An 18982-nucleotide genomic window follows, 5' to 3' on the forward strand; every position below is an offset into this window, starting at 1 on the left:
CACAAAGGCCGGACCATCCGGCCCGGCCTTTGCGTCGTAGGGAGCGGCGGGTTCAGTCGTCGTAGTAGCGACGATGATGCTTGTGGCGCTTCCACTTCTTGTACTGGCCATAGTGATGGCCGTTGTCATGCCGGTAATAGCCATCGCGATAGCCGGCGCGGCGGTAGTAGCGACGGTCGCGGTAGTCGTCATCGTCGTCGTAGCGGCGGTTGCCGTCGCCATAATGGTTGCCCAGCGCGCCGCCGCCGGCGCCGCCGAGGGCCGCGCCGATCAGGCCACCGGTGCTGCCACCGATCTGCCGGCCGATGACGTTGCCGCCTGCGGCACCGAGGCCGCCGCCGATCGCGGCTTCGGTCTTGTTGCCGCGTCCGGCGCCGACTGCACCGCCCGCAGCGCCACCGATGCCACTACCGATCGCGGCGCCAGTGCTGCCGCCGACCGCATCGCCGACGACCGAACCCAACACCCCGCCCAAGGCGCCGCCGATGGCCGCGCGGGTGTCGTCGCCTGCGAAGGCGGTACTACCGACCAGACTCAGGGACAACAGGAGTATCGAGGAATACTTCATAGAGAGTTTCTCTCTGTGGGGATGACGGCTGCGATGCTGGGGTTGGCCCAAACCGCTGACAAGCGCCAGCCGACGATTGGTAGAGCAAATTCGAAATATTCCAAGTACTTGTTTTGTATGGGGAACTTTCTTAAGTAGAGGCGGTCGTAGACCGAATGTGAAGCGCGATTTCAGGGTCGAAATCGGTATTTTTGCTGGCGGGATGCTGGCCATTCTAACGCCGACGAGCGGCCTGCCTTCAAGGCCTTTCATCGACTTTTTCCTTAAGACGCCGCCTCCTGTTGCAGGAGGCGGCGTTTTTCATGGGCTTCAGATAATGCGCCCGTCGCCCGTGGCCTTTTCCAGGCGTACCGCGATGAACTTCGAAGTCGGCGTATGGCTGCCGACGCCGACGCTCTCCAGCGGCACCAGGGGATTGGTTTCCGGGTAGTAGGCGGCTGCCTGGCCGGCCGGGATGTCGAAGGCGAGCAGGGTGAAGCGGCGTACCCGGCGTTCGATGCCATCGCTCCACAGCGAGACCAGGTCGACCTTGTCGCCCGGCTGGTAGCCCAGGCGGCGGATATCCGCCTCGTTGGCGAATACCACTTCGCGCTGACCCTTCACTCCGCGATAGCGATCGTCCAGGCCGTAGATGGTGGTGTTGTACTGGTCATGGGAGCGCAGGGTCTGCAGGATCAGGTCGGGTTCGAGGCCGCTGTCGCGCACCTGTGCCGGCAACAGGTCGCGGGGCAGCGGGTTGGCGACGAAGTTGGCCTTGCCGCTGGCGGTGTTCCAGCGTCGTTCGCCGGCGGAGTTGCCGAGGTAGAAGCCACCGGGATGGCGGACGCGGCGGTTGAAGTCGGCGAAACCGGGGATGGTGTCGGCGATCAGCTCGCGGATGCGCTCGTAGTTGGCGATCAGCGCGTCCCAGTCCACCGGATGGTTGCCCAGGGTTGCCTTGGCGATGCCGGCGATGATCGCCGGCTCCGAACGCATCTGCTGCGAGAGCGGCTCCAGTTGCCCGTAGGATGCGTGGATCATGCTGAACGAGTCTTCCACCGTGACCGCCTGCGGGCCTTCGGCCTGGCGGTCGATGTCGGTGCGCCCCAGGCAGGGCAGGATCAGTGCGTCGCGGCCGGTGGTCAGGTGGCTGCGGTTGAGCTTGGTGCTGATGTGCACGGTCAGGTCGCATGACGCCAGGGCGGCGTGGGTGCGCGGACTGTCCGGGGTGGCCTGGGCGAAATTGCCGCCCAGGCCGATGAAGACCTTCGACTTGCCGGCGAGCATCGCGGCGATCGCCTCGACGGCGTTGTGCCCGTTGTGGCGTGGCACTTCGAAGCCGAAGCGCCGTTCCAGTGCGTCGAGCAGCGCCGCCGGCGGCCGCTCGTTGATGCCCATGGTGCGGTCGCCCTGCACGTTGCTGTGGCCGCGGACCGGGCAGAGACCGGCGCCCGGGCGGCCCAGGTTGCCGCGCAGGAGTTGCAGGTTGACGATTTCCTGGATGATCGCCACCGAATGATGGTGTTGGGTGATGCCCATCGCCCAGCAGACGATGACCCTGTTCGCCCGCCGGTACATCCGCGCAGCCTGTTCGATTTCCGCCAGGCTCAGCCCGGACTGGCGCTCCAGGTGTTCCCAGGGGGTGGCATCCAGTTCGGCCAGGTAGGCCTCGAGGCCGTCGGTGTGCTCGGCGATGAAGGCGTGGTCGAATACCGGCTCGCTACCCTCGGCCTGGGCTTCGCGCTCCCAGGCGAGGAGGAACTTGGCGATCCCGCGGATCGCCGCCATGTCGCCGCCCAGTGCCGGACGGAAGAACGCGGTGTTCAGCGGCGAGGACCCGTTGGTCAGCATTTCCAGCGCGTTCTGCGGATGCTGGAAGCGCTCCAGGCCGCGCTCCTTGAGAGGGTTGAAGCAGACCACCTGGGCACCGCGCTTCACTGCCTCGCGCAGCGGCTCGAGCATGCGCGGGTGGTTGGTGCCGGGGTTCTGCCCAAGGATGAAGATCGCGTCGGCGTGTTCGAAGTCGTCGAAGGTCACGCTGCCCTTGCCGACCCCGACGCTGCGACCCAGTGCCACGCCGCTGGCTTCGTGGCACATGTTCGAGCAGTCGGGGAAGTTGTTTGTGCCGAACGCGCGGACGAACAACTGGTAGAGGTAGGCCGCCTCGTTGCTGGCCCGCCCGGAGGTATAGAACTCCGCCTGGTCGGGGCTATCCAGGCGGCGCAGGTGCTCGGCGACCAGGGCGAAGGCGGCGTCCCAGGTGATCGGCTGGTAGTGGTCGCTGAGCGGGTCGTAGCGCATCGGTCCGGTGAGGCGGCCCTGGTATTCCAGCCAGTAGTCGCTCTGTTCGCGCAGGGCGCTGACGCTGTAACGGGCGAAGAACGCCGTGTCGACGCGGCGCTTGGTGGCTTCCCAGTTGACTGCCTTGGCGCCGTTCTCGCAGAACTTCACCCGGCCGTCTTCCGGCGAGTCGCCCCAGGCGCAGCCGGGGCAGTCGAAACCGCCGTTCTGGTTGGTCTTGAGCAGGGCGCGGAGGTTCTTGAACGGCTGTTTGCTGTCCAGCCAGAAGTGCGCCACGCTGCGCAGCGCGCCCCAGCCGGCGGCGGCACCGGCGTAGGGCTTGTAGCGGGGTTGGAGAGGTTGCAGGCTCATGACGGACTCACTCGGTTACGGCCGGCGCCGGGCTGTAGACCCGCGGGGCACTGTGATGGGGCTGGTGGATCAGGTTCAGCTGGTGGCGGCGCGCCCATTGCACGGTCAGGGCGGTTGGCGCGGAGAGGCTGACCAGGGTGCCGATCCCGGCGCGTACGGCCTTGTGGATAAGCTCCAGGCTGCAGCGGCTGGTGACCACGGCGAAGCCCTGCGCAGCATCCAGTCCCTGTCCATGCAGGGCGCCGATCAGCTTGTCGAGGGCGTTGTGGCGGCCGATGTCCTCGCGACACAGGCGCAGCTCGCCATGCTCGTCGAAATACAGCGCGGCATGCAGGGCGCCGCTATGGCGCGCCAGTCGCTGGGCCTGCTCGATACGCTGGCGCAGGGCGCCGAGATGGACGGCGGGAGGCAGCGCCTGCGGCGACCGCTCCGGCAGTTGCGGCAGCGCCTGCTCCAGGGCTTCGACGCCGCACAGGCCGCAGCCTGACGTGCCGGCCAGTTGCCGGCGCTGGCGCTTGAGGTTCCAGAATGCGCGGCTGCTGATCTCGACCTCGGCGTGGAGGGATTCGCCCTGGCCGCTGACGCGGATTTCATAGATTTCGTCGATGGCCTGTACGAAGCCACTGCTGAGGCTGAAGCCGCGGACGAAATCCTCGATGTCCTCGGGCGAGGCCATCATCACCGCCTGGTTCAGTCCGTTGTAACTGATCGCCAGGGCACACTCGGCGGCAAGGGAGGCCTGGCCGATCTGCTGCGGCAGGTGCAGGTCGGCGTAGCGGTAAACGTCGGGAACGGCGGAAGGCGCCCAGGTATCGGCGGATACCGGGCATGCAGGCTGGCAAGGCATGGGCTGGGCCCTATCGTTCTAGGTGTGGAGCCAGCCTAGGCCTGTCGCGGAGCGGCGTCTAATCGGTTGTGCCGATACCCTGATCGACAGGGTCTATCAAGCCGGCGGGCGCCAGCCAGGTCCGGGCCTCCTCGAAGCAGGCTTCGGCCAGCGCCGAGCGCGGCTGTCCGCTGCGAATGATCAGGCCGAGCGCTGCCAGGGTATGGGCGTCCTCGATGGGGACCAGGCGCAACTCGTCGTCGACTTCGCTGCCCAACGGCATGATCGCGCAGCACAAGCCACGCTGCACCGCCTGCAGCAGTTGCTGTACCGAGTCGGTTTCCAGGCGCGCGATGGGGCTCAACCCGCGGCTGCGGAAGTTGTGGTCGATGGATTGGCGGAAGTGCATGCCCGCCGAGAGCAGGCCTAGCGGCAGGCCAGCCAGCGCTTCCCAGTTCAGCAGCGCGGCGTCGAGCGGGAAATGGCTGGGGTGATGGAGCAGGCCCATGCGGGTCTCCGCCAGTTCGATGCCCTCGAAATGGCTGCGGTCCAGACGGTCCAGATAAGAGACGCCGAGATCGAACTGGTTGCGCGCCAGGCCTTCGAGTACCTGTTCCGAGCTCAGGGAATAGAGCTGGAAACGCAACTCCGGGTGGCGCCCGGCCATGTGCTGGACCAGGCGCATCGGGTCGAAGCTGGCCAGCGGCACCACGCCCAGGCGCAGGGTCCCGACCAGTTGCCCGCGGCAAGCGGCGGCTTCCGCGTACAGCCCTTCCTGGGCCGCCAGCAGGCTGCGTGCCCAGGCCAGTACGCGCTCGCCGGCCTCGGTGAAGCCTTCGAAGCGCTGGCTGCGTCGCACCAGTTCCAGGCCGAGTTCTTCCTCCAGGCTGCGCAGGCGCATGGACAGGGTCGGCTGGGTGACGTGGCAGCGTGCGGCGGCCTGGCCGAAGTGGCGGGTTTCGTCGAGGGCGCAGAGGAATTTCAGTTGCTTGATGTCCATCGGCGCTTCCGTGGCGGGGGTGTCGCCGAATCTTAACGCGAATGGGCGCAGTGTTATGGGGTGGCGAAGGAGGCTAGGGATATTTCGCCGGTTTTTGCAGTCTAGACTTGGCTAGTCGCGGATCGGGATTGCGCCGGCCGCTTGCAACCGTAACCGTAAAGGGAGAACCAAAGATGGGTATTTTCGCGTTCGTGAAGGAAGCCGGTGAAAAGCTGTGGGATACGCTGACGGGGCATGAGGCACAGGCGGCCGAGTCGCTGAAGGAGCACGTCGCCAAGGTCGGCCTGGGCAACCCGAACATCCAGGTTTCGGTGGAAGGCGACAAGGTCATCGCCTCGGGCGAGGTGGCCAGCCAGGAGGAGAAAGAGAAGATCCTGCTGGCGCTGGGCAACGTCGCCGGCGTCTCCTCGGTGGAAGACAAGATCACCGTGGCCCAGGCCGCTCCGGAGGCGCGCTTCGTCACCGTGAAGAAAGGCGACACCCTGAGCGCCATCGCCAAGGCCGAATACGGCAATGCCAACGCCTACATGAAGATCTTCGAGGCCAACAAGCCGATGCTCAGCCATCCGGACAAGATCTACCCCGGCCAGGTCCTGCGCATTCCCGAGTGATCCCGGCGTTTCGCCAACCCCGCCCGCGTGGCGGGGTTTTCGTTTCCGCGGCTACGGCAGTCCTTCGAGCAGCCGCCGGTAGTCCTCCTGGGCAGCGAACTCCTCGGTGTCCCGGACCTGGCCACGGCTGTCTGGGTGGCGTACCGCCAACAGGTGGGCGACACCATAGGCGCGGGCGCTGCGCAGGATCGGCAGGCTGTCGTCGATGAACAGGCTGCGCTGTGGGTCGAAGCCGAAATCGGCTTGCAGGGCGCTCCAGAAGCGCGCGTCCTCCTTCGGGTAGCCGTAGTCGTGGGAGCTGATCAGTCGGTCGAAATAGGGCGCCAGTTCGATCCGTTCCAGCTTCAGCGACAGCGAGTCGCGGTGCGCGTTGGTGATCAGCGCCACGCGCTTGCCGGCCCGGCGCAGGGCGGCGAGGAAGGTATCGGCGTGCGGACGCAGCGAGATCAGGTGCGCCACCTCGTGCTTGAGTTCGCGGATCGACAGGTCCAGTTCCCGGCTCCAGAAATCCAGGCAGTACCAGTTGAGCTGGCCGGCGTGTTCGCGGAACAGCGGCTCGAGCACGGCGTCGGCTTCGGCGCGACTCAGGCCGTTGCGTTCGGCATAGCGCTGGGGCAGGTGTTCCAGCCAGAAGTGGTTGTCGAAGTGCAGGTCGAGCAGGGTGCCGTCCATGTCGAGCAGCACGGTGTCGATGGCGGACCAGGGCAGGGTGGGCATGGCGGCTCTTGTCGCGGTTCGTCGCGATCGATGCGGAAATCTGTCGCTTCCCATCAATCTCCGACAGGGATAATCGGAAAAGCCGGGGTATGATAACCCGCCGGCTTCGCCAAGGAGTTATCCACATGCGTCAGAAACCCACCGTACTCGCCAGCGAGATCGTCGCGAAGAGCCGACTGTTCGCTGTCGAGGAGTTGCAACTGCGCTTCAGCAATGGCGTCGAGCGCACCTACGAGCGTCTGGTCGGCAAGGGCCAGGGCTACGGTGCGGTGATGGTGGTGGCCATGCTCGATGCCGAGCACGCGGTGCTGGTGGAGGAATATTGCGCCGGGGTCGACGAATACCAGTTGTCGCTGCCCAAGGGCCTGGTCGAGCCGGGCGAGGACATCCTCGCGGCGGCCAACCGCGAGCTCAAGGAGGAAGCGGGCTACGGTGCCCGGCAACTGGAGCACATCACCGAACTGTCGCTGTCGCCGGGCTACATGAGCCAGCGCATCCAGGTGGTGCTGGCGCGCGACCTCTACGAGGAGCGCCTGCCGGGCGACGAGCCGGAGCCGATGGGCGTCGATCGCATCAGCCTGCGCGAACTGTCGAGCCTGGCCCAGCACGCCCAGTTCAGCGAAGGCCGCGCCCTGGCTGCGCTGTACCTGGTACGCGACCTGCTCACTCAGCGCGGCGAGTACCAGGCATGAGACCGGTGCCCTGGGGCGAATTGGTGGCGCTGGTGCGGCGCGCCGGCGAGGCGATCCTGCCGCACTGGCGCGCCGACGTGGCGGTGCGCTCGAAGGCCGACGAATCGCCGGTTACCGCCGCCGACCTTGCCGCGCACCATATATTGGAGGCGGGGTTGCGGGCGCTGGCGCCGGACATTCCGGTGCTTTCCGAAGAGGATTGCGAGATACCGCTGAGCGAGCGCGGCCACTGGCGGCGCTGGTGGCTGGTGGACCCGCTGGACGGCACCAAGGAGTTCATCTCCGGTAGCGAGGAGTTCACCGTCAACGTGGCCCTGGTCGAGGATGGCCGGGTGCTGTTCGGCCTGGTCGGCGTGCCGGTGAGCGGCCGCTGCTACTACGGTGGCGCCGGTCTCGGTGCCTGGCGCGAGGAGGCCGATGGCCGCGCGCAACCGATCAGTGTGCGCCTGGAGCCCGAGGAGGCCTTCACCGTGGTGGCCAGCAAGCGCCATGGCAGCCCGGCCCAGGAGCGCCTGCTGGATGGCTTGAGTGAGCGCTTCGGCGACCTGCGGCGAGCCAGCATCGGCAGTTCGCTGAAGTTCTGCCTGCTGGCCGAGGGCGCTGCCGACTGCTATCCGCGCCTGACGCCAACCTCGCAATGGGACACGGCCGCCGCCCAGGGTGTGCTGGAAGGCGCCGGCGGCGAGGTGCTCGACCTGCATGGCGCGCCATTCACCTACGAGCCGCGCGAGGACTACCTCAACGGCTCCTTCCTGGCCCTGCCGCGCGCTGCCGAGTGGCGCAGCGAGCTGATCCAACTGGCGCGCGCGCTGCACTGAAACGAAAAGGCCCGGTCTAGCCGGGCCTTTTCCGTTGTGGCGGCGCTCAGTCGAGCATGTCGCTGAAACGCGCGTCCTTCTTGTATACCAGCGGCTGGCTGAAGCCGGGCACCGTCACCTGTTCGGCGCTGACCTCGATGGCATGTTCGTCGATCAGGTCCTGGCCGAAGTTGTAGATGATCTCCAGGTCGCCCTGCAGCGCGCGCTGGTCGTAGGCGCGGGCGGCGGCGCGGGTCTGCTCGCGCTTCTCGACGTAGGCGGCGAAGGCCGCTTGGCCATGGCGCTTGCGCAGCATCTTCTCGGCGATTCGCGGCGACAGCACCACGCCGCTGGCGTTGTTGCCGCCGAAGCCCTTGGAGTTGATGAAGCATACCTCCAGCGGCTTGTCCTGGCGCATGTCGCGATTGGAGATGCTCAGGCGCTGCTGGTGGACGTCGTCGGCGACCTTGTCGATGGTCTTGATCCCAGGGAGGATGCCGTACTTGAAGGTGCCCAGGGCGGAAATCAGTTGATCGGCGCTGGCGGTGGCCAGGGAGTGGCCGACGTAGGCCTTCACCGCGGTGACCGGCCAGCCGTCGATGCCGAAGGCGCTGGCCACGCGGTCGAGGATTTCCGATTCGGTGACCCGGTTGGCCGGCGTGCTGGAGCCGTGGGCGTGGACGAAGCTGGCGTGGCGCACGGTGTCCAGGCCGACGATCTGCACCGCGCTGGCCACCGCCTTGGCTACCGTCAGGTAGTTGCCCGGGCCGGGGGCGGAGATGGACTTCTTGAAACCGTCGGCGTTGATGAACACGTCGGTTACCGCGCCGTGGATATCCGCGCCCAGGCGCAGGGCCAGTTCGTCGTCCATCAGCACTACGTATTGGCTGGACTCGGCCAGGGTGAAGCCGCAGTTCTCGCCGAACGGCCGGCTGGCGCGGCGGAAGTCCACGTCGTCGCGGCCTTCGATCAGGCGCAGGCCTTCTTCGGTGGCCAGTGCGCCCATGGCACTGTAGCCCTCGATGCACTCCGGCAGGATCGGCGCCTCGCTGTTGCCGACGATGACCACCCGGGCCTGGCCGCTGGTGATGACGTCGATACCCTTCTGCAGGTTGTAGAGGAAGGTGGCGCAGGCGCCTGTGATGCTGCCGGTCATGCCGACGCTGCCGAGCACGTAGGCATTGATGAAATCGGTGGGCATGCTGTTGAAGCCCAGCGGCAGTTGCTTGGCCGAGACCCGGTGGCCCTTCAGGCGGGATTGCATCAGGCCGCCGAAACCGTTGTCGTCGAGCTGGCTCATGATGCTGCCGGAGAATACCGCGATCTCGTCGGGCTGGACGTTGTCGACGATGGTCTTCCAGTCGATGCCGGTGGAGCGGATCGCGTCGGTCGCGGCGACCACCGACATCTGCAGGCCGCGCGGGTGGAAGCGCGAGTTGTACAGCTCGCCCGGTTCGAAACCGGTGGGCAACTGGCCGGCGGACTTCACCGTCAGCGCACGGTAGCTGTCCACCTTGAACTCGCAGCGCTCGTGGATGCTCACCAGCACCTCGCCGTCCTCCGCGGGAGCGATCGACCAGTTGGCCGGCAGCGGCTCGGGCAGTTGCTTGGGCGAGGCCTTGAAGGTCAGCGCCTGGCCTTCGGCAGGGGACAGCTCGAGGACCTTGTGCCAGTGGACTGCATCCGGGTCGAGGTACTGCGGTTCGATGCGTCGCACCAGGGTAGAGGCGAAGATGCGTTCGGCGTAGCGCCGCTCGATGTCCTCCGGGGACAGCGGCGTGCCGTCTTCGGCCAGGTAGCGGCCGCCTTCGGCCTTGACCAGTTTCATCATGACCGCCAGGCCGGCTAGGGTTTCCTGGCGCGCCTGCGGGTCCATCGATTCGATGACCATGCGGCGGAAGCCGTGGTGGAAGGAACTACGGCCTGCTGCGTTGTAGCCACCGAAACCAACAATGACCGGTAGTCGAGACATCACTCAGAAACTCCTTCGAATAGTCGTTCGCGTGCCGGGCTGCTGCCTGGTCCGGAGCGGGAAGCGCGTGGCGGCGATGGCGGCCTTTCCCGTCGGCGAGGCGAGCTTCACGGACCCGGGCACGAGCCAGTGGCCGTTGAAATGATCAGGGTGACTATGCTGACGTGAATCATGACTATCGAGTCACGTATTTTCCTACTGAATACCGCGTTGCGTGGGCTTTCCACAAGTGCTGGCGGTCTGCCGTGGGGGGATTGACGCCCATGGCCGGGCTGTTGGCAGAGGTGGGGCGTGGGCGAGTGTTGCGGGACTTGCTTGAAAGTCCGCGCGCAGAGGCGTGGCGCTATCCACCTTTCGCCCGATGCCGGCAGAGGAGAATGAAGAAGGGCCGCGAAGCGGCCCTGGGGGTGGTGTATCAGCGGTACTCGATGCCCGCCTTGCGTGTGCTGACCCGTGTTCCCGCCTTGCCCTCGGTGATCGCGACGATGTCCGCGAGCGAACCGATCACCGCGTCCTTGCCGGTGGCGCGGGCGAACTCGATGGCGGCCTGGACCTTCGGACCCATGGAGCCGGCGGCGAAGCCGAGGCGCTCCAGTTCGTCCGGGTGGGCCTGGGCGATGGCCTTCTGGGTCGGCTTGCCCCAGTCGACGTAGGCCGCGTCGACGTCGGTGGCGATGATCAGGATGTCGGCCACCAGCTCCTGGGCCAGCAGCGAGGAGCAGAGGTCCTTGTCGATCACCGCCTCGACGCCGCTGAGCTTCTTCCCGGCCTCGTCGTACATGGTCGGGATACCGCCGCCGCCAGCGCAGATGACGATGGTGCCTTTCTCCAGCAGCCACTTCACCGGGCGGATCTCGAAGATCCGCTTCGGCCGCGGGCTGGGCACCACGCGGCGGAACTTGTCGCCGTCCGGGGCGATGCTCCAGCCCTTCTCGGCGGCCAGGCGCTCGGCTTCTTCCCTGGAGTAGACCGGGCCGATCGGCTTGGTCGGGTTCTGGAACGCCGGATCCTTACCGTCCACCTCGACCTGGGTGAGGATGGTGGCGAACGGCACTTCGAACGGCAGCAGGTTGCCCATTTCCTGTTCGATCATGTAGCCGATCATGCCCTCGGTTTCCGCGCCGAGGACGTCCAGCGGGTAGGGCGAGACCTTGTCGTAGGCGGCACCCTGGAGGGCCAGCAGGCCGACCTGGGGGCCGTTGCCGTGGGCGATCACCAGCTCGTTGCCGGGCGCCACCTTGGCGATCTGTTCGGCGGCGATCCGCACGTTTTCCCGCTGGTTGTCCGCGGTCATGGGTTCGCCACGGCGTAGCAGGGCATTACCGCCCAATGCGACGACGATACGCATATCGGTTACCTCCGGAAGGCGGCTGCGCCCGGCCGCGTGGGCCGGGGCGCAGGAGCGCGGTCAGATGTCGGCGAGGGTCGAGACGAGGATCGCCTTGATGGTATGCATGCGGTTCTCGGCCTGCTCGAAGGCGATGTTGTAGGGCGACTCGAAGACGTCCTCGGTCACCTCGATGCCGTTGGCAAGGTTCGGATACTGCTCGGCGATCTGCTTGCCGACCTTGGTCTCGCTGTTGTGGAACGCCGGCAGGCAGTGCATGAACTTGGCCCGCGGGTTGCCGGTGGCCTTCATGATCTCCATGTTGACCTGGTAGGGCAGCAGTTCCTTGATCCGCTCGCCCCAGGCTTCCACCGGCTCGCCCATCGACACCCAGACGTCGGTGTGGACGAAGTCCACGCCCTTCACGGCTTCCTTCGGATCCTCGGTGAGGGTCAGCTTGGCGCCGCTTTCCTCGGCGAACTTCTTGCACTGGGCGACGAACTCGTCGTGCGGCCAGAGCGCCTTCGGCGCGGCGATGCGTACGTCCATGCCGAGCTTGGCGCCGATCAGCAGCAGGGAGTTACCCATGTTGTTGCGCGCGTCGCCCAGGTAGGCGTAGCTGATGTCGTGCAGCGGCTTGTCGCTGTGCTCGCGCATGGTCAGCACGTCGGCGAGCATCTGGGTCGGGTGGTATTCGTCGGTCAGGCCGTTGAACACCGGAACGCCGGCGAACTTCGCGAGTTCTTCGACGATTTCCTGCTTGAAGCCGCGGTACTCGATGGCGTCGTACATCCGGCCGAGAACCCGCGCGGTGTCCTTCATGCTCTCCTTGTGGCCGATCTGCGAGGAGTTCGGGTCGATGTAGGTGACGTTGGCGCCCTGGTCGTAGGCGGCCACCTCGAAGGCGCAGCGGGTGCGAGTGGAGGTTTTCTCGAAGATCAGGGCGATGTTCTTGCGCTTCAGGTGCTGCTGCTCGGTGCCGGTGTACTTGGCGCGCTTGAGGTCGCGGGACAGGTCGAGCAGGTAACGCAGCTCGCGGGTGCTGTGGTGCATCAGGCTGAGCAGGTTACGGTTGTGCATGTTGAAAGCCATGATTGATCTCCTTGTGGGAAGTCGGTGGGCGGCGCCCCTCCTGGGGACGCCGCCGTTCAGCTCGAGAGCGGGTTGTCTGTCAGTAGTCGATCGGGTCGCGGATGATCGGGCAGGTCATGCAGTGGCCGCCGCCGCGACCGCGACCCAGTTCGCTGGCGCTGATGGTGATGACCTCGACGCCGGCCTTGCGCAGCAGGGTGTTGGTGTAGGTGTTGCGGTCGTAGCCGACCACCACGCCCGGCTCCAGGCAGACCACGTTGTTACCGTCGTCCCATTGCTCGCGCTCGGCGGCGAAGCTGTTGCCGCCGGTCTCGACCACGCGCAGTTTCTTCAGGCCGAGGGATTCGGCGACCACTTCGAGGAAGGTTTTCTCCTCGCGGCGGATGTTCATGCCGTAGGGGCTGCTCGGATCGGGGCGCAGGCTGAAGGGCACGATTTCCTTGACCACTTCCGGGAAGACCGTGACCAGGTCGCGGTCGCAGAAGCTGAACACGGTGTCCAGGTGCATCGCGGCGCGGGACTTCGGCAGGCCGGCGACGATCACCCGCTCGGCGGCGCCCTTGGCGAACAGCGACTGGGCGACCTGACCGATGGCCTGGCGCGAGGAGCGCTCGCCCATGCCGATCAGGACCACGCCGTTGCCGATCGGCATCACGTCGCCGCCTTCCAGGGTCGAGGAGCCGTGGTCCTTGTCCGGGTCGCCGTACCAGATCTCGAATTCGGCGTTGGCGAACTCGGGATGGAACTTGTAGATGGCGGTGGTCAGCAGGGTTTCCTGTCGTCGCGCCGGCCAGTACATCGGGTTCAGGGTCACGCCGCCGTAGATCCAGCACGTGGTGTCACGGGTGAACTGGGTGTTCGGCAACGGCGGCAGCAGGAAGCTGGAATGGCCCAGGTACTCGCGGTACATCTTGAGGATGTCGGCGCCTTCGCTGGCGGGCAGGTCGTCAGCGGCGACGCCGCCGATCAGGTACTCGGCCAGCTTGCGCGGCTCCAGGCTCTCCAGCCAGGAGCGCAGCTCGCTGGTCAGGCCCAGGCCGACGCTGTCGGCGGTGATCTTGCGATCGAGGATCCACTTCAGCGCTTCCGGGTTCTGGATGGTCTCGGTCAGCAGATTGTGCATCTCGAGGACGTCGATGCCGCGCTCGCGCATCTTGGTGACGAAGTCGAAGTGGTCGCGCTTGGCCTGGTTCACCCAGATCACGTCGTCGAACAGCAACTCGTCGCAGTTGCTCGGGGTCAGGCGCTGGTGGGCGAGTCCGGGCGAGCAGACCATCACTTTGCGCAGTTTGCCGGCTTCGGAGTGGACGCCAAGTTTGGTTTTTTCCGTGCTCATTTCACGTCTCCAGTGGAGTAATCAGAGGGTGAGGAAACCGTCGTAGAGGCCGTAGGCAGCCACCAGGGCGCCAATGACGACTGCGGCGAAGATCAGTTTTTCGATTCCGGTGAAGATCGGCTGGCCGACCTCGTGCTTGGCCTTGGCGAAAAGGATCGCGCCGGGCGCATACAGCAGGGCGGACAGCAGCAGGTACTTCAGGCCCCCGGCGTAGAGCAGCCAGACCGCGTAGGCCACGGCGATGCCGGCGATGACCAGGTCCTTGCTGCGTTCGCGGGCATCGTTCTCGTAGGTCTCGCCCTTCAGGGTCAGCAGCAGGCCATAGGCGGCGGACCAGAAGTACGGGATCAGGATCATCGAGGTGGCCAGGAGCAGCATCTTGGTGTACGGGTCCATGCCGTCCGGGTCGCCCGAGGTGAAGAACACCACCACCAGGAACACCTGTACGCAGATGTTGGTCAGCCACAGGGCGTTGGCCGGCACCTGGTTGGCGTTCTCGCGGCGCAGGAACTCCGGCATGGTGTGGTCCTTGGCGGCGGCGAACATGATCTCGGCGCACAGCAGCACCCAGGAGAGCAGCGCGCCCAGCAGCGAGATCAGCAGGCCGACGCTGATCAGCACGGCGCCCCAGTGGCCGACCACATGCTCGAGTACCAGCGCCATCGACGGGTTCTGCAGCTTGGCCAGTTCCGGCTGGGTCATCACGCCCATGGACAGCACGTTGACCAGCACCAGCAGGAGCAGGACGGTGATGAAGCCGATCACGGTGGCCTTGCCGACGTCGGAACGTTTTTCCGCGCGGGAGGAGAAGATGCTCGCGCCCTCGATGCCGATGAACACCCAGACGGTGACCAGCATCATGTTGCGTACCTGGTTCATCACGCTGCCCAGGTCCGGGTTGCTCTTGCCCCAGATGTCGGCGGTGAAGATGTCCAGCTTGAAGGCGAACAGGCAGATCAGGATGAACAGGAACAGCGGCACGACCTTGGCCACGGTGGTGACGGTGTTGATGAACGCCGCCTCCTTGATCCCGCGCAGCACCAGGAAGTGCAGGGCCCAGAGCAGGACCGAGGCGCAGACGATCGCCGCGACGGTGTCGCCCTTGCCGAAGATCGGGAAGAAGTAGCCGAGGGTGCTGAACAACAGGACGAAGTAGCCGACGTTGCCCAGCCAGGCGCTGATCCAGTAGCCCCAGGCCGAGGAGAAACCCATGTAGTCGCCGAAGCCGGCCTTGGCGTAGGCGTACACGCCGCCGTCGAGTTCGGGCTTGCGGTTGGCGAGGGTCTGGAAGACGAAAGCGAGGGTGAGCATGCCGACGGCGGTGATCGCCCATCCGATCAGGACGGCGCCGACGTCGGCGCTGGCTGCCATGTTTTGCGGGAGGGAGAAGATGCCCCCTCCGATCATCGAGCCGACAACCAGAGCCGTTAGCGCTCCTAGTCGGAGTTTTTGGCTGGATTCTTGGGACATTTTCGGAATCTCCCTATAGGAATTGAGAGTGAAGCCATTAGGCGGCAGCGGCTATTGTTGAATGCTGATCCACGTCAATAGCTTCCTACTCAAAGTAATTAGATGACGCATTCCTGTAAGTTGCGAGTGCCAAAGATAGAAGAGGAATCTAAGACCTGCCCGCAATAGGGCGGTTTTTTCATGTGATAGGGGAAGTCTTGCCATCCGCTACGGGGAAAGCTTGAAATTGCTCGAAATCGGGCTATAAGCCGCGGATCAAGCCGGATTGTTGATGCCGATCAATGAATTTCGCGAGACGGTATTCTGACTTTCAGGTGGGTGGTCGCCGGCTTGTTGACGGTCCGTCGAAAAACCGCCGCGACTTTCCAGGGAAGTGTTGCAGTATTTCGAGAGGAGTATTTTTTATTTATAAGTAAAAATAATTTTCCGCTCTTATCAAAGAACGAAAAAGCACAAGGAAAGAAATGAAGAAGCCCGGCGTTCGCCGGGCTCTTCATTTGGGCTTCAGGGTATGAAGACCGCTGGGGGGACGGGATCGCCGCCCACCCGCCGCGCGTGCTGGCGCACGTCGGCACAGGGGAAGGGGCCGCCATCCGGTTCGTGGCCGAAGGGCGCGGTTCGCTGGGCGAACCGAAAGCCGGTGCCAGGGGCACTGCGAGCGATTGAGCAAGCGGCGTGCCAGCCATCGACAGGTGGCCCGGCCCGTCAACTGCGGGGCACGGGCCTGCGGCATGAGCGGATTTTTGCCGAAGGCCCGAGCGCAGGGCGGGGTTTTCCGCCGTCGTTACCGTTCCGTCAGCTCATCCCCAGCCAGTTCGGCAATGCCAGGGATACCGCCGGGATGTAGGTCACGATGATCAGGAACACCAGCAGGATCATCAGCCACGGCAGCGCTGCGCGGATGGTCGCGCCCAGCGGCATGCCGGTGACCGCCGAGGTGACGAACAGGTTGAGCCCGACCGGCGGCGTGATCAGGCCGATCTCCATGTTCACCACCATGATGATGCCGAGGTGGATCGGATCGATGCCCAGCTCCATGGCGATGGGGAAGAAGATCGGCGCCAGGATCAGGATGATCGCCGAAGGCTCCATGAAGTTGCCGGCGATCAGCAGCACGATGTTCACCACCAGCAGGAACATCCATGGCGAAAGTCCCAGTTCCGTGACCCAGCTGGCGATGCTCTGCGGTATCTGCTCGGTGGTCAGCACGTGGGCGAAGAGCATGGCGTTGGCGATGATGAACATCAGCATGATGGTCAGCTTGCCGGACTCCAGCAGCACCTTCGGGCATTCGCTCAGGCGCATGTCGCGGTAGACGAACAGTGCGACGAAGGCCGAGTACACCGCGGCGACGGCGGCGGCCTCGGTGGGGGTGAAGGCGCCGGAATAGATGCCGCCGAGGATGATCACCATCAGCAGCAGCCCCCACAGCGCCTTGCGCGCGCTGGCCAGCCATTCGCGCAGACTGACCCTTGGCATGGCGGGCAGCTTCTTGACCCGGGCGACGATGTAGATCACCACCATCAGGATCAGTCCCAGCAGCAGCCCCGGAACCACGCCGGCGATGAACAGCTTGCCCACCGAGGTCTCGGTGGCGGCGGCGTAGACCACCATCACGATCGATGGCGGGATGAGGATGCCGAGGGTGCCGGCGTTGCAGACGATCCCAGCGCCGAACGCCTGTGGATAACCCGAGCGGACCATGCCGGCGATGGCGATCGAACCCACTGCCGCCACCGTTGCCGGAGACGAGCCGGATAGCGCGGCGAAGAGCATGCAGGCGAGCACCGCGGCGATCGCCAGGCCGCCACGGATGTGTCCGACGCAGGCGTTGGCGAAGTCGATCAGGCGCCGCGCCACGCCACCGGTGGTCATGAACGCGCCGGAGAGCAGGAAGAACGGGATCGCCAGCAGGGTGTAGTGCTCGGAGGTCTCGAACAGCTTGATCGCCAGCGAGCGTACCGAGTCCGGGCTGAACAGGAGGATCGTCAGTGCGCCGGAGAGACCCAGGGAGACGGCGATCGGCACGCCGATGAACATCAGCAGGAAGAGCAGCAGGAAGAGGAACAGAATGGTCATGCCTTGGGCTCCTCGTGCTCGGTCAGCTTCAGCGCGTCGGCAGCCTCGTCGGCCAGTCCCAGTCCGGTCTGGCGGTTGCGCAGGATGCGCACGAGGATCTCGGCGAAACGGATGAACACCAGGGCGAAGCCGACCGGCACGATCAGGCCGATGTGCCATTGGCGGATGCCGAAGTGGTCGAGGTCCTCGGCGCCGATGCCGGCGATGAACAGGGTCTTCACCCAGTCGTAGCTGGCCACGCAGAGCAGGCCGGCGTAGCCGAGGCAGGCCAGGCAGGCGATCACGCCGAGCACTCGCTGTACCGGTCGCGAGGCCAGCTTCACCAGCACGTCCACGCCGAGGTGCCCGGCGGTGCGTACGCCGTAGGCGATGCCGAGGAAGATCAGCCAGGCGAACAGGGCCTTGGTCAGGGCGTTGCTCCAGGTCATCTCCTGGGCCAGGGTGAGGACCCCATCGCCGATGGCGAGCAGCGTCTCGTTGCCGCCCTCCCAGAGATCGGCGAGATCGTAGAGCAGCGTATAGAGGTTATTGAGGACTACATAAACGAAGGTAACCAGCGTCATGGCGGCGAGGAGGAAGGCGATCAGGCCTTCCTCCAGGCGCGCCCAGACGCGCGCGAGCGCGTGCATGGGCTTTCCCTCTTCTTCTTATTGGGCCTGGTTGGCGGCTTCGGCGGCCTTGATCAGGTCGGCGCCGATCTCGCCTTCGAACTTCTTCCACACCGGCTGCATGGCCTTGCGCCATTCGGCCCGCTGTTCGGGAGTGAGTTCGATGATCTCGCTGGTCTTGGCCTCGACGATGCGCTGCTTGTCGCCCTGGTTGAGCGCCTCGGCCTGCTTGTTCACCTCCACGGTGACCTCGTCCATGGTCTTGGCCAGCACGCCGCGCACGTCTTCCGGCAGGCCGTTCCAGAACTTGGTGTTGGTGATCACCATGTAGTCCAGCACGCCGTGGTCGGACTCGGTGATGTACTTCTGCACTTCGTGCATCTTCTGCGAGTAGATGTTCGACCAGGGGTTCTCGGTACCGTTGACCACGCCGGTCTGCAGGCCCTGATAGACCTCGGCGAAGCTCATCTTGCGCGGGTTGGCGCGCACCGCCTTGAACTGTTCCTCGAGCACCTTGGAGGCCTGCACGCGGAACTTCAGGCCGCGGGCGTCCTTCGGCTCGCGCAGGGGCTTGTTGGCGGACAACTGCTTCATCCCGTTGTGCCAGTAGCCGAGGCCAGTGATGCCCTTGTCCTGCATCGAGGTCAGCAGCTCCTTGCCCTGCGGGCTCTGCTGGAAGCGGTCGACCGCCTGGATGTTGTCGAACAGGAACGGCAGGTCGAAGATCTGCAATTTCTTGGTGTACTGCTCGAACTTGGCCAGCGACGGCGCGATGATCTGCACGTCGCCCAGCAGCAGGGCTTCCATCTCCTTGCCGTCGCCGAACAGCGACGAGTTCGGGTAGACCTCCACCTTGACCTTGCCCGGCAGGCGTTCCTCCACCAGTTTCTTGAACAGCAGCGCGCCCTGGCCCTTGGGCGTGTGCTCGGCGACGACGTGGGAGAACTTGATGACGATCGGGTCGGCTGCCTGGACGATTCCGGCGACGGTCAGGGAAAGTGCGCAGACGAGCGCCTTCGCGGTGTGCTTGAGCATGAGACTTCCTCTTTGTTCTTGTCTGTCTTTTATGAAGAGGACGGGTGTCCTCTCGGCGTGGCCGAACAAGGGAAGTCTAGGCAGCGCAGCGGCAGATGCTGCGTGAATCGGAAAAGCGCCTGGTCTTCTGCTTGTTGGAACGCTCGGGAAGCCGTGAGCAAGCCCTGTGCCAGTCGGGCAAGGGTACGCAGGGGAGATGCTGCGGGCGCGGATGGCGAACG

At 65.3% G+C, this 18982-nt stretch carries 16 protein-coding genes; 3 read left to right on the top strand and 13 right to left on the bottom strand.

Annotated features, from left to right (window positions below; genetic code table 11):
• Nucleotides 1-52: 52 nt before the first annotated feature.
• The 4 genes from JHD77_RS07920 to JHD77_RS07935 form a co-directional block, all read right to left on the bottom strand.
• Nucleotides 53-568 (bottom strand): hypothetical protein, encoded by a 516-nt coding sequence (locus JHD77_RS07920; protein WP_003100049.1) that lies wholly within the window; start codon nt 566-568, stop codon nt 53-55.
• A gap of 309 nt (nt 569-877) precedes the next feature.
• The gene (locus tag JHD77_RS07925; protein ID WP_015649804.1) at nt 878-3199 is read right to left on the bottom strand and encodes an FdhF/YdeP family oxidoreductase; all 2322 of its coding nucleotides are present in this window, start codon (nt 3197-3199) and stop codon (nt 878-880) included.
• A gap of 7 nt (nt 3200-3206) precedes the next feature.
• The gene (fdhD, locus tag JHD77_RS07930) at nt 3207-4046 is read right to left on the bottom strand and encodes a formate dehydrogenase accessory sulfurtransferase FdhD (RefSeq protein WP_015649803.1); all 840 of its coding nucleotides are present in this window, start codon (nt 4044-4046) and stop codon (nt 3207-3209) included.
• 58 nt (nt 4047-4104) lie between these two features.
• Nucleotides 4105-5025 (bottom strand): LysR family transcriptional regulator, encoded by a 921-nt coding sequence (locus JHD77_RS07935; RefSeq protein WP_016254016.1) that lies wholly within the window; start codon nt 5023-5025, stop codon nt 4105-4107.
• A 173-nt stretch (nt 5026-5198) separates the two neighbouring features.
• Here JHD77_RS07935 and lysM point away from each other — a divergent pair, with 173 nt between their 5' ends.
• Nucleotides 5199-5636 (top strand): peptidoglycan-binding protein LysM, encoded by a 438-nt coding sequence (gene lysM, locus JHD77_RS07940; protein WP_003096210.1) that lies wholly within the window; start codon nt 5199-5201, stop codon nt 5634-5636.
• A gap of 51 nt (nt 5637-5687) precedes the next feature.
• Here lysM and yrfG read toward each other — a convergent pair whose 3' ends face one another.
• Nucleotides 5688-6353, bottom strand: coding sequence for a GMP/IMP nucleotidase (gene yrfG / locus JHD77_RS07945; RefSeq protein WP_003096208.1), 666 nt, complete (start codon nt 6351-6353; stop codon nt 5688-5690).
• 125 nt (nt 6354-6478) lie between these two features.
• Here yrfG and nudE point away from each other — a divergent pair, with 125 nt between their 5' ends.
• Both nudE and cysQ read left to right on the top strand, forming a co-directional pair.
• Nucleotides 6479-7045, top strand: coding sequence for an ADP compounds hydrolase NudE (gene nudE, locus JHD77_RS07950; RefSeq protein ID WP_003096206.1), 567 nt, complete (start codon nt 6479-6481; stop codon nt 7043-7045).
• Nucleotides 7042-7863 carry a 3'(2'),5'-bisphosphate nucleotidase CysQ gene (cysQ, locus tag JHD77_RS07955; protein WP_003100038.1) on the top strand — a complete coding sequence of 274 codons (822 nt, stop codon included), beginning with the start codon at nt 7042-7044 and terminating at the stop codon, nt 7861-7863. Before nudE ends, cysQ begins: the two co-directional genes overlap by 4 nt.
• A 46-nt stretch (nt 7864-7909) precedes the next feature.
• Here cysQ and fabY read toward each other — a convergent pair whose 3' ends face one another.
• The 8 genes from fabY to dctP form a co-directional block, all read right to left on the bottom strand.
• Entirely contained in the window at nt 7910-9814 is a 1905-nt protein-coding gene (gene fabY / locus JHD77_RS07960) for a beta-ketoacyl-ACP synthase FabY (protein WP_003114068.1), read from the bottom strand.
• A 415-nt stretch (nt 9815-10229) separates the two neighbouring features.
• Nucleotides 10230-11162, bottom strand: a complete 933-nt coding sequence (gene arcC / locus JHD77_RS07965) for a carbamate kinase (protein ID WP_003100033.1) — start codon at nt 11160-11162, stop codon at nt 10230-10232.
• 60 nt (nt 11163-11222) lie between these two features.
• Nucleotides 11223-12233 (bottom strand): ornithine carbamoyltransferase, encoded by a 1011-nt coding sequence (locus JHD77_RS07970; RefSeq protein WP_003100031.1) that lies wholly within the window; start codon nt 12231-12233, stop codon nt 11223-11225.
• 79 nt (nt 12234-12312) lie between these two features.
• Nucleotides 12313-13569, bottom strand: a complete 1257-nt coding sequence (gene arcA, locus JHD77_RS07975) for an arginine deiminase (protein WP_003100029.1) — start codon at nt 13567-13569, stop codon at nt 12313-12315.
• A 21-nt stretch (nt 13570-13590) separates the two neighbouring features.
• Complete coding sequence (arcD, locus tag JHD77_RS07980) at nt 13591-15039, bottom strand: arginine-ornithine antiporter (RefSeq protein ID WP_003123669.1); 1449 nt, start codon at nt 15037-15039, stop codon at nt 13591-13593.
• Between the two features lie 795 nt (nt 15040-15834).
• Nucleotides 15835-17118, bottom strand: a complete 1284-nt coding sequence (gene dctM / locus JHD77_RS07985) for a C4-dicarboxylate TRAP transporter large permease protein DctM (RefSeq protein ID WP_003105529.1) — start codon at nt 17116-17118, stop codon at nt 15835-15837.
• A complete protein-coding gene (gene dctQ, locus JHD77_RS07990; protein WP_003105527.1) occupies nt 17115-17747 on the bottom strand; it encodes a C4-dicarboxylate TRAP transporter small permease protein DctQ in 633 nt (210 codons plus the stop codon). The genes dctM and dctQ overlap by 4 nt, the downstream gene beginning before the upstream one ends.
• Nucleotides 17748-17765: 18 nt before the next feature.
• Entirely contained in the window at nt 17766-18761 is a 996-nt protein-coding gene (gene dctP, locus JHD77_RS07995) for a C4-dicarboxylate TRAP substrate-binding protein DctP (protein ID WP_003105525.1), read from the bottom strand.
• Nucleotides 18762-18982 lie beyond the last annotated feature (221 nt).

It is taken from the genome of Pseudomonas sp. P20 (assembly GCF_016463925.1).
Lineage (GTDB): Bacteria > Pseudomonadota > Gammaproteobacteria > Pseudomonadales > Pseudomonadaceae > Pseudomonas > Pseudomonas aeruginosa.